Source organism: uncultured Parasphingorhabdus sp., from assembly GCF_963677535.2.
Lineage (GTDB): Bacteria > Pseudomonadota > Alphaproteobacteria > Sphingomonadales > Sphingomonadaceae > Parasphingorhabdus.
This window is the reverse complement of sequence record NZ_CAXXUT010000001.1, coordinates 293,069-315,752: the sequence shown is the minus strand read 5'-3', so window position 1 is coordinate 315,752 and position 22,684 is coordinate 293,069. Positions and strand designations below refer to the sequence as shown.

Below are 22,684 nucleotides of genomic sequence, written 5' to 3'. Positions count from 1 at the left end.
ATTGCTTTCTTTTTCGGGTTAAACTTGGAGCCGGACGAAGCCGGCGAAGGCGGCCGCGAGGCCGAATATGATGGCGAGCATCGCCCAGGCGCGTCCGCCCTTGCCCATCAGGCGAGCGGCAAAGCCCATGAACCAGTCACCGACCGCCATGATCAGCATGCCTTCGACCAATATCCAGCCGCCGATCACGGTGATCAGGATCGATAGCCAGTCACCTGGATCAAAGGGATTGACCAGATAGATGGTCGCGCCGAGAATCAGGGTGATGAAGCCGGTCAGAAATTGCAGCGCGCTGCTCGCCTGCACTTCGCGCACCATTCGTCCCCAGAAGCCGGGATTGCGAAATTCGCCGACGCCAGCGGCGAGACCGTAAAGACCAAAAAACAGGGTGATCCAACCGGTAATATTGCCTGCACTGCCCATCGCGTCTCTCCTTCTGTCCTGAGGGAGAAAGAGCGTATCCGGGATGCCCAAATAACCGCTCCCTCCCTACGCCGGTAAGCCCGCACGAGCGGGGCCGGATCAGGTTCTGCGGGTCGGGCGACGTTACGCGCCCCTCTCAGTCAAACGACTCCCCGGGGAATGGGCCCAGTTTAGGCAGTATAATCGCGTCTGTCGAGAGCCACTGTCACTTTGGCAAAACAGGAAAATGATGATCGAATTACATTGACCGAATCCTGAATATTCTATCCAATAACCGATCAATACTATAATTTTTTCAGGGAGCAGGATGGTGATCGACTTTTGGCTGGCAGACGAAAACATCGTTTTCGCAGCAGCCCTGGTTCTGATGGTCGCGCTTGGTATCTTGCAACTGATCGGCTTTGGCGGGTTCGACAGCGACTTCGACATGGATGCCGATGTCGATGGCACCGGGGTCGCGGGCGGACTGCTCTCGTTCCTTGGATGGGGACGATTGCCGTTCATGATACTGCTGGTGCTGTTCCTGATGCTTTTCGGTCTGACCGGATATGCCGGGCAACAGTTCATACAGTCTCTCACCGGCACCCTGTTGCCGCCGCTTCTGGCCGGGCTCGGCGCGCTGCTTGTGGCGCTGCCACTGACCGGCCTGCTGTCTAGACCTCTGGCCAGGATCATTCCCGGGGACGAGACGTCGGCGGTATCAATCGATGATCTTACCGGACGCCGCGCGATCATCGACATCGGCACGGCCAAACCCGGCTATCCGGCCCGCGCCAAGGTCAGGGACCGCCACGGTCACGGCCATGTGCTGATGGTGGAACCGGACAATGAGGATGGAATATTCCTCGCCGGGGAAGAAATACTGCTGGTGCGGCGCGAGGGCGATATTTTCAAAGCCGTAGCCGTGGGTACCCATTGGCTGAACGAAAATTGACCGACCGGACGGCATCCAGCCGGGCCGGACAGCAGATGAAGAAGACGCCATGCCGGATCAACGAGCATCGTCGAAAGAAAGAGAGAATATATGCTTGAAAATGTAAGCCAGATTGCAATTTATGCTGGCGCTCCCCTGGTCGGTTTGCTCATCTTCGCACTGATCCTCACCCGCCTGTACAAGCGCGCGTCGAAAGAAATCGCCTTCGTGCGGACCGGTTTTGGCGGCGAGAAAGTCGTGATGAACGGCGGCGCCATGGTGTTCCCGGTCTTCCATGAAACCATGCCGGTGAACATGAACACGGTGCGGCTGGCGGTCGAGCGCAACAATGTCGACGCGCTGATCACGCTGGATCGCCTGCGGATCGATGTGAAGGCGGAGTTTTACGTACGCGTCCGTCAGGATGCCCAGTCGCTGGCAATGGCGGCCCAGACTCTCGGCCTGCGGACGATGCAGCCGGAGATGCTGAAGGACCTGGTCGAGGGCAAGTTCGTCGACGCGCTTCGTTCGGTTGCCGCGGGCATGACGATGAACGAATTGCACGAACAGCGCGCCGATTTCGTTCAAAAGGTGCAACAGGCCTCGTCTAGCGATCTGGCGATGAACGGCCTGGAACTGGAATCGGTCTCGCTCACCGGGCTGGACCAGACCAGCATCGAACATTTCAACGCCAATAACGCCTTTGACGCCGAGGGTCTGACCAAGCTGACCGAGCAGATCGAACTGCGCAAGAAAGCGCGCAACGATATCGAACAGGATACCCGCGTGCAGATCGAGACGAAGAATCTCCAGGCCGACCAGCGCTCTTTCGAAATCAGCCGGGACAATGAATTTGCCCGGCTCGAGCAGGAGCGCGAGGTCGAGGTTCGCCGGGCCATCCAGGCATCGGAGGTGGCCAAGGAACAGGCTGGTCGCGATCGCGACGCCAAGGACGCGCAGATCAAGGCGAAACAGCAGGTCGACAGCAGCCAGATCGAGGCCGACCGGGCTGTCGAAGAGGCGCGGATCGCCCAGACCCAGGCGATCGAAATCGCCCGTCAGGAGCAGCAGATCGCGATCCAGAACAAGTCGCGCGAGGAAAGCCAGGCCAAGGCGGAAGCCGACGCGGCCCGCGCCAAGGCCGTCGCCGCCGAGGAACAGGTCACCAGCGCGCGGGAAACCGAAATCGCCGACCGCGACAAGCGCATCGAACTGATCGAGGCGTCGAAACAGGCCGAGCGTCAGGCCATTGGCGTAAAGGTCCAGGCCGAAGCGGAAAAGGAAGCCGCCGGGAACCGGGCCGCCGCCATGCGCCTCGATGCCGAAGGCGAAGCAGAAGCAGAGAAGCTTCGCGCCGAAGCGGCGCGGGTGCGTTTCGAGGTCGAAGCTGCCGGTCAACGCGCGATCAACGAAGCGGCGAACATATTGTCCTCCGACCAGATCTCGCTGCAGACCAAAATGGCCTTGCTCAAGGTCCTGCCAGAAGTCATCCGGGAATCGGCCAAGCCAATGGAGGCGATCGATTCGATCAAAATCGTCCAGCTCGACGGGATCAACCAGAATGGCAGCGGCGGCAATGGTGTCGCCAGCAAGGGCGGAGCCGGCAATGGAAGCAGCGGCAATCTGGCAACCGATGCGGTTTCTGCCGCCCTCTCCTATCGCGCCCAAGCGCCGGTCATTGATGGCCTGATGAAGGAACTGGGCCTGGACGGATCCTCGCTGGAAAATCTGGTATCGGGGGCGACCAAGGTCACGCAGGAATCCGCTGCTGAGGCTCCAGCCAAAACCGCGCTGGAGGAGAAACCGGCCAAAGCGGCGCTCCGCTCGGACAAAAAGGATGACGGCCCGGCCGCAGCCAAGGCAGCGGCTCCGGAAAGCGATCCTGGAGAAAAACCGAAGGCGGACTGAACAGGCGGCCCGTCAACGGGCCGCCCCATTTGCGGGTCTGCTAGAACGTATATCCCACGCCGACAGCACCGAAAAACTGGTTGGCGCTGCCGCGGATCGAGGTCACCGGAGACCGTTTCGGGTCGCCGAGCATGCGGGAATAGCCGCCGAGAAAAATCATGCTGAAACCGCCGTTGGTGACGTCGCCGTCCAGATCAACCGCGGTCAGCATCGTCGCGCCGACATTTTTCCAGCCGCTGTCTGCGGAGAAGGTCGGCAGGCCACTGGCCGCCGAGCCGGTCGGGGATATGCTGAAATAATAGTCGGCATAATCATCGTCGACATATTCCGCGTTGATCGAAAAGCTGGTGGCGATGCCGCGGCTGAGCGGCGTGAAATAGGTCAGACTGGGGAAGACGACCATGCCGTCATGCGCGCCCGCAACATCCCAGCGCACATCAACCTGCGCCGTCAGCGAGTCATAGGGATTGAGCAGGCGATTGACCTGAACGCCGGCAAACGGTCCGACCTCGACCGCGAAATCGAGCTTGCCGAGCGATTTGACCACCTCGTCCTCGATGGAATTGTGCCGGTCAAACCGCGCCCGGACCACCGGACCGAAAATGAAATCGACTTTTGCGCCATCGCGATCGGGGATGAAGTCTAGGGCTACGCCCGGTCCCCGCGGCTGAAAATCCACGCCTCCGAAACTGCCCAGCACCACCGGCAGAGGCGATACGGTATAGTCGTCGGATCCTTCATAGCTGGACCCCACCGCCACGCCGATGCCGGCGGTCAGATAGTCACCGTCAAAAACCGTTTGCCCGGCCGGCATCGGTGCCGGCTCCTCCTGTGCGAAAAGCGGAGAAGACAAGCCGAGCCCAAGGGAGAGTGCGACGGCATGGCGGAAGATTTTCGATTGTTTCAAGACTGTTTCCCTGTTGGTTGCGCGCTGGTTTAACGCGCGGACCGCCGAACGGTTCCATCCCGCTATAAAGCCCGAAACCAGAAAGGCATAGCTTTGCTAGGCCGGTTGTCTCTCTGCCATCATCGCCAACAGTCCCAAAAATTGTTCCGCCAGATCATCGAGTGCGAGTTCCTCCCAGAATCCGCTGGCTTCCGACAATTTCTCGAATAAAACACAAAGCTCCGGATCAAGCCAGCTTCCGGTCCGGTTCCGGACCTCGGCCAGCGCGGCTTCCCTCCCATGGGCGCTGTACACATCATCAACAGTCTGCGCCAGAAGGGCAATGCGGGCAGCGATGTGGATATCACGACCGCCAAGTCCAAGCGGCCGACCACCGCTGTCCCAATGTTCACCGACATGCGCGAGGGCGATGGCAACATCTTCTGAACTGTCCGGCTGCCGGGCGAGATCGGATCCGAACACGCGACGATGCGCCATGCTTCCCGGCCTGTTCCCGCCGCCATGTTCGGCATTCGGAACCTGCGGCTGCTCCCGTCTGTGGACGGGCGCACCGACGCCGGCCACACCCGTCCAGTAATCGTCAAGTTCCTTCAACAGCACTGCGCAACAGACATCACGCAGATTATCACCCTTCATCCCCCTGGCCATTGCTATCTGGATGCCTATCCAGCAGGAGCGAATACTTGGTCCGGCGGACTGTCCCTCGCTGAGATCCAGCGCCAAGAAAAAGGCATCGACAATCTCCGGCAGGCGGGCCTGTTGCGTCCCATCTTTCTGGTTGAATAGCATATGGCGGGATTGATACATTATACGCGGCTCCTGATCGGTCTCAGGAGAATGCCGCGAGAGTCCTAGGTAACGGTTAATTTCGATCCGATTACAGGATATATTTCATCTGCACCGCATAATGGGCATCATCGCTGCCGATAGTGAACTGCGCGGACTTGAATTTCGGTGGCCCCATGCCGATCCTGGGGTTGCGGGAAAAGCCGAAACCTTCGCGCGGCAGAAACAGCCGCAGGTCCATTTTCCCATTGGCATTTTCATCATGAACCAGCGCCACGGCATAGGTCCCCGGCTTCACGTCGGCGATCTGGATGGTCTGGGCCTTGACCGCGGATATCTTGAGTTTGCGGGCCTGCTTATCCTTACTGCAATCCGGGAAAAATTTCGGATTTGCGCTCAGACATACCAGCACATTGCCTTTGTCGGAACGGAGCCCGGTGATCGCCAGATCGATCGAGGCCGAGATGCCAGGTACCGGACCGGCCGGTGCTTCACTTGCGGACGCGGTCGTTCCGAGCATAAGCGCCGAAACGGCCCCCAATATCGGCAAGCCCGATATCCGTGCCGCAAACCTTGTCCCAAAAGCGAAAATACAACCCATAATTCCCTCGATATAATTCGTGATGTTTCTCATGATGGGTCGCGGTGATCAGCCACTGGCCCAATTGCCCGCGAACCATCCAGCGGGGAAACATTTCCCATCCCATATGATTGGATACGCCCATAACCGTCATGGTCAACAATACCAAACCCAAAACGCCGACATGAATCGGGATCGCGATCACCAGAGCCGGAATGACAATCGCCCCGCTGATCGCTTCGACCGGGTGAAAGCTCATCGCGGCCCAAGCGGTCGGCGGTCGGCTGTCGTGGTGGACGGCGTGGGCGATCCGGAACCATTTCGGCCGGTGAAACAACCGGTGGGTCCAGTAAAACCAGGTGTCATACAAAAAAAGATAGAGAAAAAAGGAAAGCGGTAAATACCACAAGGGGTACATATTAAGGTCGGTATAAATTCGGGTCCAGCCGGCATTTTGCCAGCCCCATGCAACGACACCCGCAGGCACGCCATAAATGGCGGCAGACAGCAGTGACCAGCGAATTTCCCGGCCGATTTGCGGTCTCAGTGTTTCATATTGGCCAGGATGCACCCGCCCGGTCAGCCAGGCAAAAAAGCCGCTGCTGAGCAGATAGCGGCCACCGACGATGATCGTCATGGCAACGGCTGATAGCAGCACGGGAAGCGCGTAGTTCATGACACCGGAATATGGCGCGCACCGGTCGGGAGCAAGCGATAATAGATTATCATCACTACCGGCTTTCAGACAGGCTTTCCCCTGCTTCCCCCATCGGCTAAGGCACGGTAATGCCGAAGAAAGCGCCCTCCTCCCTGCAATATGATCTGGCGATTGCCGGCGGTGGACTGGCGGGCGGACTGATTGCGCTTGCTCTGACAAAGTTGCGGCCGGAGCTGCATATCACCTTGGTCGAGGCGGAGAACCAGTTCGGCGGCAACCATATCTGGTCCTTTTTCGAAAGTGACATCGAGCCGGAGCACCGCTGGCTGCTCGATCCGCTGATCTCTCGCCAATGGGACGGTTATGACGTCCATTTCCCGAAATATAGCCGCCGACTGAACAACGGCTATTTTTCGATCGAATCGGTCAAACTCGACGCCGAATTGCGAAAGCGATTACCACCAGAGTCATTGCTCAGCGGGCAACGGGCCGAGAGCGTGGAAAGCAGCCGGATTCAGCTGGCAGATGGTACAGAAATCACCGCAAATGCGGTGCTGGATGTGCGCGGTGGCGGGGATATGTCAGCGCTGGAAACCGGTTGGCAGAAATTCTGCGGCCAGATGCTGAAACTGCGCCGGCCGCACGGACTGGAACATCCTGTGATCATGGATGCGACGGTCGAGCAGATTGACGGCTACCGGTTCATTTATTGCCTCCCCTTCAGCGAGACCGAGATTTTTGTCGAAGACACTTATTATGCCGACATGCCCGATCTCGACAGCGCGACTTCCCACGGCCGGATTGCCGACTATGCGGCGCAGCGGGGATGGGAAATCGAAGCGGTGCTCAGCGAGGAGAAGGGTCAGCTTCCCGTCATTTACGGCGGCGATTTCGATGCTTTCTGGCAGGCCAACGGGACGCTCCACGCGCGCGCCGGGGCGCGGGCGGCGCTGATCCAGCCGATCACCAGCTATTCGCTTCCGATGGCGGTCCGGACCGCGATGCTGATTGCCGAAACGCCCGAGATCGACCAGCAGAAGCTGGATGAAATGCTGCGCAATCTTGCCCGAAAACATTGGAAGGACGGCAAATTCTACCGTCTGCTCTGCGCATTCCTGTTCCTCGGCGCCGATCCGGCAAAACGTTACAAGACTCTGCAACATACCTATGCCAAGGACGAGCCATTGCTTGCCCGTTTCTATTCCGGTAAATCCACCCGAATGGACAAGCTCAGCCTGCTGACCGGCAAACCACCGATCCCCGTGTCCCGCGCCATCCCGCTTTTGTTGAAATATAGATGAGTATGATTGTCCGATGAGTGATCTCGCCAAATCGCAGAATGAACTGTTCAAGAAAGCCGCCGTTATCGGCTCCGGTTTCGGCGGCCTGGCGCTTGCCATCCGGCTGCAGTCGGCCGGTATCCAGACGACCATATTGGAAGGTCGCGACAAGCCGGGCGGGCGCGCTTATTATTGGGAAAAGGAAGGCTTTATCTTTGACGGCGGACCGACCGTCATCACCGATCCCGACTGTCTTTCCCAGCTATGGGATCTGACTGGACATGACATGGCGAAGGATATCGAACTGATGCCGGTATCGCCATTCTACCGGCTCAACTGGCCCGACGGCACGAATTTCGACTATGTCAACGATCCGGAGGAGCTCTACGCCAATATCGCGGCGATCGAACCCGACGATGTCGAAGGGTATAAGAAATTCCTCGAATATAGCGGCGGGCTCTACGAAGAAGGCTATGTCAAGCTGGGCACCAAGGCGTTTCTCGATTTCAAGTCGATGATCAAGGCGGCCCCTGCACTGATGAAATATCAGGCCTATCGTTCGGTCTATGCCAAGGTTTCCGGCTTTGTCAAAAACGAAAAACTGCGGGAATTCCTCTCGTTCCAGACCCTGCTCGTCGGCGGCAATCCGATGAAGACCAGCGCGATATATGGCCTCATCCACAAGCTGGAACGGCTAGGAGGAGTCTGGTTCGCCAAGGGCGGGACCAACATGCTGGTTGCCGCAATGGTCAAGCATTTTGAACGGATCGGCGGGGTGATCCGGCTTGATGATCCGGTGACCAGCATTGATACGATCGGTGATCGCGTGTCCGGTATCACCTGCAAATCGGGCTGGAGCGAACGCTTTGATGCAGTCGCCTCCAATGCCGACGTCATGCACAGCTATCGCGATCTGCTGACGCACAAGCATCGCAGCGCGACCGTCACCGGCAAGCTGAAACGAAAGACTTATTCACCCTCCCTGTTCGTCGTCCATTTCGGCATGAAGGGCAGCTGGCCGGGAATTCCGCACCATATGATCCTGTTTGGCCCCCGCTATAAAGGGCTGCTCGAGGATATTTACGACAATGGGGTGCTGCCCAGCGACTTTTCGCTTTATCTCCACCATCCGACGGTCACCGACCCGGAAATGGCCCCCGAAGGGCATAGCACATTTTACGTGCTGGCGCCGGTCCCGCATCAGGGCAAGCTGCCGATCGACTGGGAGGAAATGGGGCCGATCTACGAGAAGCGCATTCTCGATGAAATCGGCCACCGCCTGATCCCCGATATCCACGACCGGATCGTCACCAGTTTTCATTACACCCCGCAGGATTTCGGCAGTGATCTCAACGCCCATCTCGGCAGCGCTTTCAGCCTGGAGCCGCTGCTCACCCAGAGCGCCTGGTTCCGGATGCACAATCGCGACGATATCATCAACAACCTCTATTTCGTGGGCGCCGGCACCCATCCCGGAGCGGGGATCCCCGGCGTGGTGGGCAGCGCAAAGGCAACCGCGGAACTGATGCTGGAAGATCTCGGATAGCCACGATGAACCGCAAGAATCTTGTCCTCCACGCCAGAAACAGTATCGAACGCGGATCAAAATCCTTTGCCCGGGCCTCGAAGCTCTTTTCGAAACAAACCCGCGAACGAGCGTGGTTGCTCTATCACTGGTGCCGCGCCTGCGACGATCTCGCCGATGGCCAGGATCATGGCCACGGCATGTCGACCGTAGCCCACCCGGAAAAAACCATCGCCGCGATTCGGATGATGACGGCACGTGCGCATGGCGGCGAGCAAACCGGCAATCCGCCTTTCGACGCGTTTGGTGTGGTCGCGCAGGAATGTCATATTCCCAAATATCTTGCCGATGACATGATCGACGGCTTCGCGCTGGATGCACGAGACTGGCGGCCGGAAACGGAAGAAGACTTATATCAATATTGCTATCATGTCGCCGGTACGGTCGGATGCATGATGGCACTGGTGATGGGCGTCTCGTCACGGGACCAGGAGATACTCGATCGCGCCTGCGATCTGGGCCTTGCTTTTCAGCTTGCCAATATTGCGCGCGACGTGGCCGAAGATGCGCAGGCGGGCCGGTGCTATTTGCCGCAAAAATGGCTTGCGGAATCCGGGGTAGATCCGGACCATTTGCTGCAGCCCGAGAACAGGGATGCACTGGTGCTGCTGGTCAACCGGATCTGCGATCTGGCGGGAGACTATGAAGCCTCTGCGCGGGTTGGTGCAGCCAGCCTGCCCTTCCGGTCGCGCTGGGCGGTGCTGGCCGCGACGGGCATCTATGGCGATATCGCCAGAGCGATCAGAAAAAGCGGCGGCGCTTCGCTCGAGCGCCGGATATATACAAGTAAGGGCAAGAAACTGGGCTCGATATTAAAAGCCCTTGGCCAGGCCCTTTTCAGTGCACCGCAACGGGACCGTCAGGGTCTGTGGACGAGAGCGCGTACCACCCGGCTGGCCTAGTGGCTGGCACCATTCTCGTTGACATATTTGCCGATCCGCTGCACCGCTTCCTGATAAAGATTCTGCGAACAGCACAAGACGCCGAGCGCCTTGCCGTGGGTGCCGTTATAGACCAGCGGCTCGCCCAGCGCATCGGTGACGCTGGCCCCTGCTTCGGTGGCGATAACATGGGCGGCGGCGATATCCCACTCATGGCCCCAGCGCGTCGAGGCAACGACGTCGGCCCGGTCATCTGCGACCATCGCCATGCGCAGCGCGATGCTGTTCGGCTTTGGCACAATGGTGAACTTCATGTCCGGCGGCAGGCTCTCGGCGGGGATGCGGCAACCGTCATATTGGGAGCGCAAGCTGGCGACCAGCTTTCGGCCGTTGACCTCGGTATGGCTGCCGGCCCTGGCGACCCAGGTTTCCCGCATCGCCGGCGCATCGAGCACTCCGAATATCGGCGCATCATTCTGGACGAGGGCAATTGATACGCACCAGCCGGTCTTGCCCGCGACATAATCCTTGGTCCCGTCAATCGGATCGACCACCCAGGTCAATTCATCACCGGCCCCGCTATGGTCGATATGGGTTTCCTCGGAAAGCCAACCGGCGGATGGCACCAGCTTTTCCAGCTCTGCGCGCAGGAAGCTGTCAACCGCGAGATCGGCATCGCTAACAATCTGACCGGGGGATTTCTCCCAGATATTGGCTTCTTTCTTGCCCAGCGCCCACTGCCGCATGGCAAGCGCCCCGCCTTCCCTGGCGATCGCGATAACCCGGTCAAAATCTATGTCAGCCAATTGTGTCTCCATCGGGTGCAAGCCTGTCACCAGCCTATCCGGTGCGATAGGCCTGATCCGGGCGTCACGCTACTAGCGCATTTGCTCAGCCGCCTGCCACCGTCATGCTGTCCGTCCGCAAGGTCGGTACATTGGCGGCATAGCGATATGCCAGATCATCCGCCGCTACCAGGCTCTTGAACATGTCCTTCAGATTGCCAGCAATGGTAATTTCCGACACAGGCGGACCGATCTCGCCGTCGCTGATCAGGAAACCGCCGGCGCCGCGACTATAATCGCCGGTGACCGGATTGACGCCCATGCCGATCAGTTCAGTGATATAGACACCGTGCTTGATATCCTTGATCAATTCCGCCTTGCTGACCGAACCATTGCCCATATGCAGGTTGGTGACACTCACACCCGGTGCGCCGCCGACCCCGCGCGAGGCATGGCCGGTGGGTTGCAGTCCAAGCTGGCGCGCCGACGCGCTTTCCATGATCCACTGGGTCAGCCGGCCACTGTCGATCAGCCTGGTTTTCGCAGTCGGCAATCCCTCGCCGTCAAAGGCCTTGGAGCGGAGACCGCGCTTGCGATGCGGACAGTCGATGATCGACACGGAACTGTCAAACACTTGGCTATCGAGCGCATCGAGCAGGAAACTGGTTTTGCGCGCGATGGCGCTACCCGAAATGGCACCGATGAAATGACCGAGCAGGCTGTTGCCGACGCGGGGATCGTAAACCACCGGCATCGCCCCCGATTTGAAACTGACCGGATTCAGTCTTGAAACGGCGCGTTCTCCGGCTTCCCTGCCAATATCCTCGGCCGCGTCGAGATCTTCGAGAAAACGCACGCTGTCATAGGCGTAATCGCGTTCCATGCCATCGCCTTCGCCGGCGATAACGCTGGCGGACAGGCTGTAGCCGCTGGTCGAATAGGCACCGGAAAAGCCATGGCTGGTGGCCAGCGCAACAATGCTTCGGCCGGCGCTGGCGCCGCCGCCTTCGCTGTTGGTGACACCCTTTACGGCACGAGCGGCATCCTCCGCTGTCAGCGCCAGTTCGCGCAGAAATTCGGGATCGGGATCCTGCCCGTCATCGCCCTCGATCGCATGGGGTTCGGTTTTCAGCAGCAATTCTTCGGGTGCGAGACCGGCATATTGATCTTCCGGAGCCTCCCTCGCCATGTCGAGCGCACGGCCGACCAGATCGGACAGGGTCTGCGGGTCCATGTCGGAGGAGGATACCGTCGCCGACCGCTTGCCGACAAACACCCTGAGGCCGATTTCCTCGCCTTCGGACCTTTCGACATCTTCCAGATTGCCGAGACGCATCTGCACCTGCGTTGCGGCATCGCATACATAGATGGCATCCGCCGCATCGGCGCCGGCTTTTTTGGCTTGGGAGATCAGGGCGTCGGCGCGATCCTGCGCTTCTGTAGGTTTTAGCATAAGCTGGACATAGGTATGGCGCCCAGCAAGGTCAACGATCTGGTCGCGAATGCGAAAGAAAGGAAGCCGGATTGGGAATGCCGGTTTCTAGAATAGCGTCCCGGCGGCCTTGATCAGGGCGCAAAAGACAAATGGCAGACCGAGAGTCAATGACCACAGAAGCAACTGGTCCATCCGGAACTTCGCCGCGATGCTTTGATGGGACAGACCGCTGCTGCTCATGGTCTGCCAGCGTTTTTCAAAATTGCGGCAAAAGGGAATGATAATGGCAACGAGTACGATCAGTCCGAAATAGGGGGCGATCGAAACGCCCTGGGTTTCGATCATACCAAGTACGAAATAGATTTGCATCATCGTATAGACAAGCAACGCCGCAGCGCAATTGTTGCTCATTTTCTTGTCCCAGCGGACGACATCCGGATTTCCGTGATGGTGCGCCGGATGCTTGCTTGCCGAATTTCGAGACGCTGCTGCGACCATTTCTATTCCCCTCAGAATAACATCTCCGATGATTGCCGGACGTTTTCCCCGTGCAACATCCTGTTCCCCATGCAAATTTCTGATAGTACTATAACCCAATTATCAGAAAAGCCAAATAGTCCGTTTTTCCGGCATTATATGTCGGAAAATTACGCTTCTGCTTGCCATAAATTACGACTTCGGACAGAATCAGTTTTTAAAAGCAATGCAAATTTTGGGAGCCCTGCCATGACCGTTTCACTTTCCGACCCGCTGACACTTCCCTGTGGCGCCGCCCTGCCCAACAGGATCGCCAAGGCCGCGATGACCGAGGGCATGGCCACGCCGGACGGGGCGCCAACGAGGAAGCTGGAGCGGTTGTACGGATTATGGTCCGACGGTGGCGCGGGCATGTTGCTCAGCGGCAATATCCAGATTGACCGCGACCATCTGGAACGGCCGGGGAATGTTGTCATCGACCGGCCGGCGGATGACGCCATGATGGCAGCGCTCGCCAGCTGGGCCCAGGCGGCAACGCGCAACGGCAATCATTTCTGGGCACAGATCAGCCACGCCGGGCGACAAACACAAAGCAATGTCAACCAACATCCCAAGGCGCCATCGGCGGTCAAGCTTGGCCTGCCCGGAGGCCAGTTCGGCGAACCGGTAGCGCTGACCATCGAAGAGATTGAAGATCTCGTCGCCCGCTTCGCCCAGGCTGCCAAAACCTGTCAGACAGCCGGCTTTACCGGCGCGCAGATCCACGCCGCCCACGGTTACTTGCTGAGCAGCTTTCTCAGCCCGCGATCCAACCAGCGCACTGACGACTATGGCGGCAGCCTTGAAAACCGGGCGCGTTTTCTGCTCGCGGTCGTGGCGAGGACCCGCGCAGCCGTCGGTCCCGAATTCCCGATTTCGGTCAAGCTGAACAGCGCCGATTTCCAGAAGGGCGGGTTCAACTTCGAGGACAGCCTGCAGGTCGTCCGCTGGCTGGAGGACGCCAGTGTCGATCTGGTGGAAATCTCCGGTGGCACTTATGAACAGCCGGCGCTAATGGGGTCTGACGGAATCGAGGAAAAAGAGGAGCAGAATCTCGCGCCTTCGACCAAGGCTCGCGAGGCCTATTTTGTCGATTTCGCCAAGGCAATGCAGGATGCGGTCAAGGTGCCGCTGATGGTGACCGGCGGTTTCCGGACCCGGAAAGCGATGGAATCCGCGCTTGCCGACGGTGCTGCCGACCTGATCGGACTGGGCCGCCCGATGTGCGTGATAACCGATGCGCCGAAGCAATTGCTGGAAGGATTGGAAGCATTGCCACGGTTCGAGGACAGGCTTCACCTGCTTCCCGACTGGCTGGGCTTTCTGATGCGTTTCCAGACGGTCAAGGCCGTCGCCAGTTTCGCGGTCATTTTCTGGTTCTATGAACAGCTCGAAAATCTGGGAAAAAGCGGCAAAACCGACGCAAAACTTGGCGTTTTCAAGGCATTTCTGGCGGTAGAGAAACGAAACAAGCGCATTTTGGCCATGCGCAGCCCGGACTGATCCGGGACTGCGCCAGGCTTCTGGAGATTGACCCCGCCAAGGCCCCGCACCCTAGATATTGGTGCTCGTGGGAATCTGGCTCGGTTGCAGATAGACATAGGGATGCATCCGGCGCTGGTTGCGCGCGACGATCCGCGACTCCACCGCGCGTAGCCCGGCCTGGAAACGTGCCAGCGGCCCTTCATCACCGGTGATCGCCGGATCCTGGAACCATGGCTTGTAGGGGAAACGGTTGGTGCGATAATCGCCGAGCGGTCGGTAATAGACCGAACCCAGCAGTTCCAGCGATGACAATTGCAGCAATCCCAGAGACATGGGCGGCATATATTCGAGCCATTCTTCCTTGTTGTGATTCTGCTGCTCGGTCGGCGCGGCGGTCCAGCCGGCGCCGGTCACCGCTGGCGCAAAGGTCATCAGCGTGCGCTGCGGAAAATTGACCGCGGCATGCTGGGCGCTGGCGGTGAAGATGATCATCGTGCAAACGTCGATCAGCTGGGCCCGGGAGGTGATCGGCCTGAAACCGGCGATATGGCCCTCCGACGCGATCGAGGAAGCCCAGAGCGCCAGTTCGCTGTCAGCGGTCACCGCCTCGTCATCGCTGTAATAGATGTTGATATATTGCGAGGCCCAGTCGTGGATAGCATCCCAGACCAGCAAGGCATCATCGCGATAGGGATAGTCCGGCAGGATCGCCGGATCCGCGACCTTGCGCGCAGCAAAATCGACCGGCGTCATCTTCCGGTAGAAGTCAAAAGACAGGCGCGCCTGGACGGCGGCCAACTGGCTGGACTCGATCGTCCCGCCAAAGAAATCGTCAATCGGACCGCCCTTGTTGATCAGCGTTTCGACCGCCAGATTGTTGATGAACAATGTGCCTTCGAAATGCGGCACCAGCAACGACCAGAGCGGATGCACTTCGGCGAGATTGCGGCGGGTCGCCACGGCAATCGCCTCGCTCACCAGATGGGTGCCGGCCAGATGGACGAACAGTTCATGATAGTTGCAGTCGGCGACCTGGACGACGAATTTCGCCATTTCCCAGCCCCATTTTTCCGACGCGGCATCCGAGGGTGTCATCACCGGATACTGGCTGTTGTCCTGACCGCACTGGATCGCGACCGCCTTCAGCGACGATCCGCCCGGCGGCACGGCAAACAGCGCCATCGGCCGGTAGACATATTTTGCGTGACCTTTCCAGACCCCGGCAACAAGCACTTCCAGATCGGTGTAATCACAGAGAAAAACCCGTCCTTCGGCAAGCGCCTTGCTCAGGCTGTCATCCCCCATGACCGCCGCATATTGAGCGGCTGTTACCGGGAAATTGTCGGGCATCCGGTCGATCCCCTGCAGCAGCATCGGATTGGGGCCGGCAACCCGCAAGCGGGCAAATTGGTCGTCATCCTGGAATGTATAGGCGATACCGGGGACCGGCAGCGTCTGGTACAGATCGCGATAGGCCTCGATCGAACGGCTATGCGCGACCTCTTCGGCCTTCAGCACATCGATAATCACGGTGAGAATGTCGCGCAGGGCGCTGTCATGCGATTCCAGTTCCTCGATGTCCGCGCCCTGTACCGCTTCCTCGATGCTGCTTTCGAGGCCCGGACCGGCTTTGGCCACGCGGTGTTTTTCACGCAGGGCTTCTACCTTCGACCTGATCTCGCCGGCATCGGCCAGCGCGTCGTCAATGACTGTCTTCGCCGCGTCGTCGAGACCGGAATAGATCGGTTTCAGCAGCACCGCCTTGACGTTCTCGAGTATGGCGATGCTGACTTCGAGCACCTTGAACCACCATTCGATCGACGGCTGGTCGTCGGGCGGAACATGCGTGGCCAGGGGCACGCCAGGCAGGCTGGCGATATCGGTCGTCCACTGATATTGCGTCGATGTCGCATTGATCTGTGCCCGGCGCTGCGCGCGCTGCTCCGGCGTGTCATTCTGTGGCAGGCTGGGATCGCTTGGGCCGCGTTTGACCGGCCCTCCCGAGACAGTGTGACTGGCGATAATCGAGCTGGCATTTTCAAAGGACATGATGACCTCCCCCGTTGGATTTGAGACCGGCTCATGCTAAATATTTCTGGTTAATTTGCCGTAAACAGGCATTTTACATTTCCCCTGCAGACCCTTCAAAAGCTGGGGTTCAGCACAATTTACCAGGCTTAACGCGACGTTTACATTTAGACGCTAGCAACGCTGCATGCAGTCATTCATCCGACAGTTTTTACAACGTCTTATACCGCCGGTCCCGGAAGCTGTCCGGGACGAGTTCGCGATATTGAGCGCGACCAGGCTGCAGAATCAGTCTCGGGCACTTTTTCTCGCCATGTTCCTGACCATTCCCTTCGTGCTCTACGCCTCCAGCGTCGGCGCCGAACCGTGGATTCGCTACGGCATGCCGCTCGCCATGGGCAGTTGCTGCCTGATCGGCTATATCTCGCTGATCAAGGACCGCAACGCTTCGGGCAGCCCGGACCAGGCCCGGCAATTCATTGCCGAAGCAACGTTTTTTTCCGCCACCATATGCGTTCTCGTCAGCATCTGGTGCGTGCTCAGCTATGTCCACGCACCGGAGAATATGAAGCTTTTCTATCCCTTCACCCTCGCCATGGGCTCGCTCACGACTATTTACACGCTGGCGACGATCAGGCTCGCGGCAATTCTCAACATCATCATAGGGATCATGCCGATCACGATCATCCTGCTGCTGTCGGGTGATCCCCTCGACTGGTCGGCCGCCGCCAGCCTGATCATGGTAACGACCTTCCTGTACCGACTGATCACCCAGCAGAATGACCAGTTCATTCATATGCTGATCCTGCAGAATGACATGAGCGAACTGGCGCACACCGATCCGCTGACCGGCCTGTTCAACCGCCGGGTTCTCGCCGAAAAGCTTGCTCGCCAGATCGACGGGGGTGATCACGAACGGCCATTTTCGGTTGCCCTGCTGGATCTAGACGGGTTCAAACCGGTCAATGACCAGTTCGGCCATCCGGTCGGCGATCAATTGCTGGTCGAAGTCGCGCGGCGTCTCCGCCAGACCTGCGGCGACAACGGCATCGTTGCACGCATGGGCGGCGATGAATTTGCCATTCTGCTGTCACCGGAATCGGCCATTACCGACACGGCCTGCGCAGACCATTTGCTGGCCGCGCTGGTTCCCCCCTGCGTCGTTCAGGATCATGTTATCCGCGTACGGGCAAGTATCGGCATTGCCACCTGGCCGGTCGACGGCAAAAGCGCGAACAGCCTGCTCGAAGCCGCTGACAAACAGCTTTATGCCGTGAAAGACTATAGCGCCAAAGCGCAGCATTTCGTGGCAAAGAAAGCCAAAAAACTCCGCACCACTACCGGATGATCCCGGCCCGGCGCCGCGGCCCTAGTCCAGCTCTTCGGCTCGCAGCGTCTTGCGGTCCAGCTTGCCGATCATCGTCTTGGGCAGGCTGTCACGGACCACCACGCCGACGACGCGCTCATGCTTGCCCAGCTGCGGGTTGAGCCAGTCTTTCAGTTCTTCGCCGGTCACCGTGCTGTCCGGCTCCAGCGAGACATAGGCTTTCGGGCTCTCTCCGCGATAGTCGTCGGGGACGCCGATTACCAGCGCTTCCCTGACCGCCTCATGCTTGTACAGCACTTCCTCGACCTGGCTCGGAAACACCTTGAAACCCCCAACCGCGATCATGTCCTTCAGCCGGTCGACAATCTTTATATAGCCGTCCTCGTCAATCGTCGCGACATCGCCGGTGCGCAGAAATCCGTCGACAAAGACCTTCTCGTCTTCATCGGGCAGATTCCAGTAGCCCTGCATCACCTGCGGTCCGGAGAAAATCAATTCGCCCGGCTCGCCATCCGGTGCGGCCTTTGTCGGATCGGCTTTGTCGACCAGCTTGACCAATGTGCCGGGGACCGGCTGGCCGATCGTGCCGGGCTTGTTGAGCCCTTCGTAGGGATTGGCGCTGACCACGCCGCAGCTTTCGGTCAGGCCATAGCCTTCGACCAGCTTCGCACCGGTTTTGGCCTCGAATTTGGCCTTCAGTTCCATCGGCAGCGGCGCGCCGCCCGAGACGCAGACCTTGAGCGAGGAAAAGTCCGTCTTGTCGATGTCCGGATGGTCGAGCAGTGCCTGATACATGGTCGGCACGCCCGGCATGGCGGTTATCTTGTTCCGGCCGATGGCCTTCAGTGTCTGCTTCGCGTCGAAGCGCGGCAGCATCACGATTTCGCCGCCCCGCTGGACCGTGCGGTTGAGCACGGCGCTGTTGGCGAAAACATGGAAAAACGGAAGCACCCCCATCAGCCGGTCGGATTGGTCAATATAGGGATCGATATTGTTGATCTGCCGCGCGTTGGCAGTGAGATTCTGATGGCTGCACATCGCGCCCTTGGGCGTACCGGTGGTGCCGCCGGTATATTGCAGCAGGGCGATATCCCGTTCCGGACGGATATTGGGCGCCTTGTAAACGCCATCATTGTCGATCAGGTCGGAAAAAGTGGTGATCCGCTCATCTTCGGGTTGCGGACTGCTCTCCTTGCGGCGAAACAGCGAATAGAACAGCGACTTTCCCGCCGGCAGAGCCCCGGCGATGCTGCCGACCACCAGCCGTTCGAGGCTTGACTGTTCCAGCACCTTGTAAGCGGTCGGGAACAGCGCGGTAGCCGATAGCGTGAACAGAATTTTTGTTCCGCTATCCTCTACCTGATGATTGAGTTCTTCCACCGTATAGAGCGGCGAGAAGTTGACGACCGTCGCGCCGATTGCCATCGCACCGTAATAGGCACTCACATAATGCGGCACATTGGGCAGGAACAGGCCGATCCGGTCGCCCTTGCCAATCCCCATGTCCTGAAGCCCCTTGGCCACGCGGACCACGCCGGCCGCAACTTCGCTATAGCTATATTTGCGGCCCATAAAATCAAGCAGATTGGCCTCCCCGCGCCGGCCGGCAGAGCGAAAAAACATGCCGGGCATCGACAGGGGCGAGTAAAACTGATCCCAGGGCGTGGGATGATTATAATGCGATTTCCAGATCGGTGGCTGGTCGGAATTGCTGTCTGTCATTGACATTCATGTAAGTGATACCGGCTGGTCTGACAATGGAAATTGCGCCGCTAAATGGCTCCCTTTTCGGCGGCTTCGGGTGTAGAGGGCAAAGCCCATGAACGAATCCGCTCCCCAACCTGCCGCCGGCCGATCATCTCTGGTCTTCGTGTTTCTCGTTGTGCTCATCGACATGCTGGGCTTTGGCATCATCATGCCGGTCCTGCCGAAGCTGATCACCAGCATCACCGGCGACACGATATCCGATGCGGCCGTCTATGCCGGCTGGCTCGCCTTTGCCTATGCGGCGATGCAATTTGTCTTCGGTCCGGTGATCGGCAATCTGTCCGACCGTTTCGGCCGGCGTCCGGTGTTGCTCGGCGCGCTGGGCGGCTATGCCATCGCCTATTTGCTGATGGGATTTGCCGCCTCGATAATATGGCTCTTCGCCGCGCGGATCATTGCCGGGATCATGGGCGCCAGTTTCAGCACCGCCTATGCCTATATTGCCGACATCTCCCCGCCCGAAAAACGGGCGCAGAATTTTGGCCTGATCGGCGCAGCCTTCGGACTAGGCTTCATTATCGGACCGGCGCTCGGCGGCCTATTGGGTGAATATGGCGCCCGTCTGCCCTTTTTCGCGGCCAGCGCGCTCGCTGCGCTCAATCTGCTGTTCGGCTATTTCTTGCTCAAGGAAAGCCTGCCGGCCGAAAAACGGCGGCCTTTCAAGCTGGCCCGCGCCAATGCGCTGGTCGCGCTGAAAGGCCTGAGCGGCCAGAACAGGATTGTTCTGTGGTATGCATCCGCACTGACCATCTGGATGACAGCCCATGTCGTCTACCCGATCATATTTGCCTTCTATGCGATCGAAGCCTTTGGCTGGAGCGAGTGGACCGTGGGCATGGCGCTGGCCTGTGTCGGCGTCGGTGCCGCCATCGTCCAGGGCCTGCTGATCCGCGTCCTGATCCCGCGGATCGGCGAACGCAATGCGGTCATTCTCGGCGCGATATCCATGGCCGCCAGTTCGATATTCTATGTCGTGGCCGGTCCCGATCAGGGCTGGCTGATCTTCATCGCGATACCGGTCGGATCGCTGCAGGGATTGTTCCAGCCGTCGATCAACGGGCTGATGAGCAACGCCGTGTCGGACGAGACGCAAGGCGAATTGCAGGGCGCGGTCGCCAGTCTGCAAAGCACCGCCTCGGTGATCGGACCGCCAGTGTTTGCTGGCGTGTTCGCCGCTTTCACCGTGGCTGGATCTCTCTATTATCTGCCCGGAGCCCCCTTCGGTCTGGCCGGGATTGTTTCCCTCGTCGCGCTGGGCGTTTTCCTGCGTGGCTATGCGATGCACTGCTCCAGCGACGAGGTCGAGCCACCGGTCGACGCCAGGTCGATCACCAGCTAGGCAGCGCTATACCAGGCGGTGCCATCCTTCATTTCCAGACGGGCGCGGCCGGTATATTCGAGATGCCGGAGCGTCGCCATTGCCTCGCCGCTGGCCATGCCGATGACGTCCGGAGTGATCGGGCGGCGGAACAGATAGGGAAAGCTGTCGACCACGCGCTTGGGGCTTTCGCGCAGCCCCTGTTCCAGATCATCGAGCGCTTCATTATGCCGCTCGGCCAGCGCATCGAGCCGTTGATGCGCACCGAGAAACGGACGGCCATGGGCGGGCAGAATGAGCAAATCATTGTCCAGTTCCGCGCGGAACCGGTCGATACTGGCCAGCCATTCGCCCAGCGGGTCGCTGGTCGGTTCGCTGAGCATGGTCGAGATATTGGACGTGATCCGCGGCAAAATCTGGTCACCGGAAATCATCACCTTGGCGCTGTCGTCGATCAGACAGGCATGTTCGGGGGTGTGGCCATTACCGATCATTACCCGCCATTCATGATCGCCGGTTTTGAGCCTAGTGCCCTCTTCCATGCGGATATGGCCGATCGGCAGGTCGGACACGGCGCGGGCGAAACGGCCCCAGCCTTTTTTGGCGAAATCGTCGATCAGAGGCTGTTCCCAGCCGCAAAATTGCCACTCGTCGAGTGCCTCCTGCGGCACGCCATCGCGCTTGTCGGCCAGCAGCATGCGGGTCAGCAGCCACTCGGTGCGATTCATGTGCAAGGGCGCCTTGAACCGATTGGCCAGCCAGCCGGCGCAGCCGACATGGTCGGGATGATAATGGGTAACGATGATCTTGGTGGCGCTCTGCCCGTGCAGCGCGCCCTCGTCGAACAGATGTTTCCAGGCGTCGATCACCTGCGGCATGAACAGTCCGGTATCGGCTATCGCAAAGCCGGTGCTGCCATCAGCATGCCGGTCGGCGAGCACCCAGTTGTTGATATGGCCAAGCGGCCCGGGCACCGGCGTCCGGGTCCAGCCGATGCCGGGCATCAGTTCAAAATATTCGCCGAATTTCGGTTCATAGTCGCCGAGCGGATAGGTCAGTCCATCCGATTCAATCGGATCAAAGCCGTGATCGGCGAGCATGGCGTCATAGGCAGGCGGTTTTCGGGGTGCATCCATGAATTGATCATAGACCTATCGCCCGGACAAGCGCAAGGCAGTTTAACCGGTTAGTTAAACCCTGTTTTTGATAGGACAAAAACCCGCAATGCGTTCTGCGCAAACAGAAAAAGCCGGCGCTTCTGCACCGACTCTTTCAATATTCCTGTATTGCGGCGCGAAGCCAGACCTGTTGCTCAACGGTCCTTGAACAGCGTTTCTGCAGTATGTTCGACCGGTGCGGCTTCTTCCTCGCCCTCACCCGCCAGCGCGGCTTCGGCATCGCGGACCGCCTGCGCCCGTTCTTCCTGCAATTCGGCAATCAGCGCTTCCTTGTCACCGCCCAATTTGGCGTCATCGGCGATATCCGGTTCGATACCGGCCTTTTTGGCGGCCTTGGCAACCACGGCATCGAGCTCTCGCTGCGAGCAGAGGCCCAGGGTCACCGGATCTTTGGGCGAGATATTGGCGATGTTCCAGTGCTCGCGATCGCGGATTGCGCTGATCGTGGTCCGGGTTGTGCCGATCAGCTTGCCGACCTGCGCATCGGAAATTTCCGGATGATTGCGCAGCAGCCAGGCAATCCCGTCGGGCTTGTCCTGACGCTTGGAAACCGGCGTATAGCGGGGTCCCTTGGTGCGGCGTACCTGCTCCGGACCTTTCTGGATAACCATGCGGTAATCCGGGTCTTTCTCTGCTTTCTCGATTTCCTCGTGGGTCAGTTCGTGCGCCTGCACCGGATCGCGTCCGGTATATTTGGAGCTGGCGAGATCATCCGCCATCGCGTTGACTTCGAGAATATGAATACCGCAAAATTCGGCGATCTGGTCAAAGCTGAGCGCCGTATTGTCCACAAGCCAGCTGGCGGTTGCATGCGGCATAAGAGGGGTTGCTTGTTCGGCCATGATGGCATCCTTCTGATAACTGGCGTTTTTGTGCCAGCGATACTATAAAAATAAAGGGCCGCCCCCTTGCGGAGACGGCCTG

20 protein-coding genes and 1 riboswitch are annotated in these 22,684 nt (G+C 59.1%); of the genes, 8 read left to right on the top strand and 12 right to left on the bottom strand.

What is annotated here, in order from left to right:
- Positions 1-18: 18 nt before the first annotated feature.
- The gene (locus tag ACHZCJ_RS01505; RefSeq protein WP_321323288.1) at positions 19-423 is read right to left on the bottom strand and encodes a hypothetical protein; all 405 of its coding nucleotides are present in this window, start codon (positions 421-423) and stop codon (positions 19-21) included.
- 46 nt (positions 424-469) lie between these two features.
- Positions 470-588: riboswitch (TPP riboswitch) on the bottom strand.
- A 142-nt stretch (positions 589-730) separates the two neighbouring features.
- Between ACHZCJ_RS01505 and ACHZCJ_RS01500 the strand changes: the two genes are divergently transcribed.
- Both ACHZCJ_RS01500 and ACHZCJ_RS01495 read left to right on the top strand, forming a co-directional pair.
- Positions 731-1,357 carry a YqiJ family protein gene (locus ACHZCJ_RS01500; protein WP_394700002.1) on the top strand — a complete coding sequence of 209 codons (627 nt, stop codon included), beginning with the start codon at positions 731-733 and terminating at the stop codon, positions 1,355-1,357.
- 90 nt (positions 1,358-1,447) lie between these two features.
- Positions 1,448-3,244 (top strand): flotillin domain-containing protein, encoded by a 1,797-nt coding sequence (locus ACHZCJ_RS01495; RefSeq protein WP_321323284.1) that lies wholly within the window; start codon positions 1,448-1,450, stop codon positions 3,242-3,244.
- 40 nt (positions 3,245-3,284) lie between these two features.
- On the opposite strand, the gene ACHZCJ_RS01490 is transcribed toward ACHZCJ_RS01495, so the two are convergent.
- The 4 genes from ACHZCJ_RS01490 to ACHZCJ_RS01475 all read right to left on the bottom strand — a co-directional run bounded on the left by ACHZCJ_RS01490 (position 3,285) and on the right by ACHZCJ_RS01475 (position 6,193).
- Positions 3,285-4,151: a MipA/OmpV family protein gene (locus ACHZCJ_RS01490; protein ID WP_321323281.1), complete on the bottom strand. Its 867-nt coding sequence runs from the start codon at positions 4,149-4,151 to the stop codon at positions 3,285-3,287.
- A gap of 96 nt (positions 4,152-4,247) precedes the next feature.
- A complete protein-coding gene (locus tag ACHZCJ_RS01485; protein ID WP_321323279.1) occupies positions 4,248-4,958 on the bottom strand; it encodes an HD domain-containing phosphohydrolase in 711 nt (236 codons plus the stop codon).
- Between the two features lie 70 nt (positions 4,959-5,028).
- Positions 5,029-5,457 (bottom strand): DUF2141 domain-containing protein, encoded by a 429-nt coding sequence (locus ACHZCJ_RS01480; RefSeq protein ID WP_159643406.1) that lies wholly within the window; start codon positions 5,455-5,457, stop codon positions 5,029-5,031.
- Positions 5,429-6,193 carry a sterol desaturase family protein gene (locus ACHZCJ_RS01475; RefSeq protein ID WP_321323277.1) on the bottom strand — a complete coding sequence of 255 codons (765 nt, stop codon included), beginning with the start codon at positions 6,191-6,193 and terminating at the stop codon, positions 5,429-5,431. The genes ACHZCJ_RS01480 and ACHZCJ_RS01475 overlap by 29 nt, the downstream gene beginning before the upstream one ends.
- A gap of 110 nt (positions 6,194-6,303) precedes the next feature.
- Between ACHZCJ_RS01475 and crtY the strand changes: the two genes are divergently transcribed.
- Genes crtY through ACHZCJ_RS01460 form a run of 3 tightly spaced genes read left to right on the top strand, consistent with a single transcriptional unit; the run spans position 6,304 to position 9,942 of the window.
- Positions 6,304-7,476: a lycopene beta-cyclase CrtY gene (crtY, locus tag ACHZCJ_RS01470; RefSeq protein WP_321323275.1), complete on the top strand. Its 1,173-nt coding sequence runs from the start codon at positions 6,304-6,306 to the stop codon at positions 7,474-7,476.
- Positions 7,477-7,489: 13 nt separating this feature from the next.
- Entirely contained in the window at positions 7,490-9,001 is a 1,512-nt protein-coding gene (locus ACHZCJ_RS01465; RefSeq protein WP_321323273.1) for a phytoene desaturase, read from the top strand.
- A 5-nt stretch (positions 9,002-9,006) separates the two neighbouring features.
- Positions 9,007-9,942, top strand: coding sequence for a phytoene/squalene synthase family protein (locus tag ACHZCJ_RS01460; protein WP_321323271.1), 936 nt, complete (start codon positions 9,007-9,009; stop codon positions 9,940-9,942).
- On the opposite strand, the gene ACHZCJ_RS01455 is transcribed toward ACHZCJ_RS01460, so the two are convergent.
- The 3 genes from ACHZCJ_RS01455 to ACHZCJ_RS01445 all read right to left on the bottom strand — a co-directional run bounded on the left by ACHZCJ_RS01455 (position 9,939) and on the right by ACHZCJ_RS01445 (position 12,639).
- Positions 9,939-10,727: a 3'(2'),5'-bisphosphate nucleotidase CysQ gene (locus tag ACHZCJ_RS01455; protein ID WP_321323269.1), complete on the bottom strand. Its 789-nt coding sequence runs from the start codon at positions 10,725-10,727 to the stop codon at positions 9,939-9,941. The genes ACHZCJ_RS01460 and ACHZCJ_RS01455 overlap by 4 nt on opposite strands.
- Positions 10,728-10,812: 85 nt before the next feature.
- A complete protein-coding gene (locus tag ACHZCJ_RS01450; RefSeq protein ID WP_321323267.1) occupies positions 10,813-12,159 on the bottom strand; it encodes a metallopeptidase TldD-related protein in 1,347 nt (448 codons plus the stop codon).
- Positions 12,160-12,246: 87 nt separating this feature from the next.
- A complete protein-coding gene (locus tag ACHZCJ_RS01445) occupies positions 12,247-12,639 on the bottom strand; it encodes a hypothetical protein (protein ID WP_321323265.1) in 393 nt (130 codons plus the stop codon).
- A gap of 228 nt (positions 12,640-12,867) precedes the next feature.
- Between ACHZCJ_RS01445 and ACHZCJ_RS01440 the strand changes: the two genes are divergently transcribed.
- The gene (locus ACHZCJ_RS01440; protein WP_321323263.1) at positions 12,868-14,160 is read left to right on the top strand and encodes an NADH:flavin oxidoreductase/NADH oxidase family protein; all 1,293 of its coding nucleotides are present in this window, start codon (positions 12,868-12,870) and stop codon (positions 14,158-14,160) included.
- Between the two features lie 51 nt (positions 14,161-14,211).
- On the opposite strand, the gene ACHZCJ_RS01435 is transcribed toward ACHZCJ_RS01440, so the two are convergent.
- Positions 14,212-16,191: a lipoxygenase family protein gene (locus ACHZCJ_RS01435; protein ID WP_321323262.1), complete on the bottom strand. Its 1,980-nt coding sequence runs from the start codon at positions 16,189-16,191 to the stop codon at positions 14,212-14,214.
- A 166-nt stretch (positions 16,192-16,357) separates the two neighbouring features.
- On the opposite strand from ACHZCJ_RS01435, the gene ACHZCJ_RS01430 reads away from it, so the two are divergent.
- Positions 16,358-17,518, top strand: a complete 1,161-nt coding sequence (locus ACHZCJ_RS01430; protein WP_321323260.1) for a diguanylate cyclase domain-containing protein — start codon at positions 16,358-16,360, stop codon at positions 17,516-17,518.
- Positions 17,519-17,539: 21 nt separating this feature from the next.
- On the opposite strand, the gene ACHZCJ_RS01425 is transcribed toward ACHZCJ_RS01430, so the two are convergent.
- The gene (locus ACHZCJ_RS01425) at positions 17,540-19,219 is read right to left on the bottom strand and encodes a long-chain fatty acid--CoA ligase (protein ID WP_321323258.1); all 1,680 of its coding nucleotides are present in this window, start codon (positions 19,217-19,219) and stop codon (positions 17,540-17,542) included.
- 97 nt (positions 19,220-19,316) lie between these two features.
- Between ACHZCJ_RS01425 and ACHZCJ_RS01420 the strand changes: the two genes are divergently transcribed.
- Positions 19,317-20,603 (top strand): TCR/Tet family MFS transporter, encoded by a 1,287-nt coding sequence (locus tag ACHZCJ_RS01420; protein WP_321323256.1) that lies wholly within the window; start codon positions 19,317-19,319, stop codon positions 20,601-20,603.
- Here ACHZCJ_RS01420 and ACHZCJ_RS01415 read toward each other — a convergent pair.
- Complete coding sequence (locus ACHZCJ_RS01415) at positions 20,600-21,718, bottom strand: MBL fold metallo-hydrolase (protein ID WP_159643430.1); 1,119 nt, start codon at positions 21,716-21,718, stop codon at positions 20,600-20,602. The two genes, ACHZCJ_RS01420 and ACHZCJ_RS01415, sit on opposite strands and share 4 nt — an antisense overlap.
- 176 nt (positions 21,719-21,894) lie before the next feature.
- Entirely contained in the window at positions 21,895-22,578 is a 684-nt protein-coding gene (locus ACHZCJ_RS01410) for a DUF1013 domain-containing protein (protein WP_159647928.1), read from the bottom strand.
- Between the last annotated feature and the right edge of the window lie 106 nt (positions 22,579-22,684).

Coding starts and splice junctions, on each gene's coding strand:
- ACHZCJ_RS01505 (WP_321323288.1), bottom strand. CDS start 423: ATGGGCAGTGCAGGCAATATTACCGGTTGGATCACCCTGTTTTTTGGT.
- ACHZCJ_RS01500 (WP_394700002.1), top strand. CDS start 731: ATGGTGATCGACTTTTGGCTGGCAGACGAAAACATCGTTTTCGCAGCA.
- ACHZCJ_RS01495 (WP_321323284.1), top strand. CDS start 1,448: ATGCTTGAAAATGTAAGCCAGATTGCAATTTATGCTGGCGCTCCCCTG.
- ACHZCJ_RS01485 (WP_321323279.1), bottom strand. CDS start 4,958: ATGTATCAATCCCGCCATATGCTATTCAACCAGAAAGATGGGACGCAA.
- ACHZCJ_RS01480 (WP_159643406.1), bottom strand. CDS start 5,457: ATGCTCGGAACGACCGCGTCCGCAAGTGAAGCACCGGCCGGTCCGGTA.
- ACHZCJ_RS01475 (WP_321323277.1), bottom strand. CDS start 6,193: ATGAACTACGCGCTTCCCGTGCTGCTATCAGCCGTTGCCATGACGATC.
- crtY (WP_321323275.1), top strand. CDS start 6,304: ATGCCGAAGAAAGCGCCCTCCTCCCTGCAATATGATCTGGCGATTGCC.
- ACHZCJ_RS01465 (WP_321323273.1), top strand. CDS start 7,490: ATGAGTGATCTCGCCAAATCGCAGAATGAACTGTTCAAGAAAGCCGCC.
- ACHZCJ_RS01460 (WP_321323271.1), top strand. CDS start 9,007: ATGAACCGCAAGAATCTTGTCCTCCACGCCAGAAACAGTATCGAACGC.
- ACHZCJ_RS01450 (WP_321323267.1), bottom strand. CDS start 12,159: ATGCTAAAACCTACAGAAGCGCAGGATCGCGCCGACGCCCTGATCTCC.
- ACHZCJ_RS01445 (WP_321323265.1), bottom strand. CDS start 12,639: ATGGTCGCAGCAGCGTCTCGAAATTCGGCAAGCAAGCATCCGGCGCAC.
- ACHZCJ_RS01440 (WP_321323263.1), top strand. CDS start 12,868: ATGACCGTTTCACTTTCCGACCCGCTGACACTTCCCTGTGGCGCCGCC.
- ACHZCJ_RS01435 (WP_321323262.1), bottom strand. CDS start 16,191: ATGTCCTTTGAAAATGCCAGCTCGATTATCGCCAGTCACACTGTCTCG.
- ACHZCJ_RS01430 (WP_321323260.1), top strand. CDS start 16,358: ATGCAGTCATTCATCCGACAGTTTTTACAACGTCTTATACCGCCGGTC.
- ACHZCJ_RS01425 (WP_321323258.1), bottom strand. CDS start 19,219: ATGACAGACAGCAATTCCGACCAGCCACCGATCTGGAAATCGCATTAT.
- ACHZCJ_RS01420 (WP_321323256.1), top strand. CDS start 19,317: ATGAACGAATCCGCTCCCCAACCTGCCGCCGGCCGATCATCTCTGGTC.
- ACHZCJ_RS01415 (WP_159643430.1), bottom strand. CDS start 21,718: ATGGATGCACCCCGAAAACCGCCTGCCTATGACGCCATGCTCGCCGAT.
- ACHZCJ_RS01410 (WP_159647928.1), bottom strand. CDS start 22,578: ATGCCGCATGCAACCGCCAGCTGGCTTGTGGACAATACGGCGCTCAGC.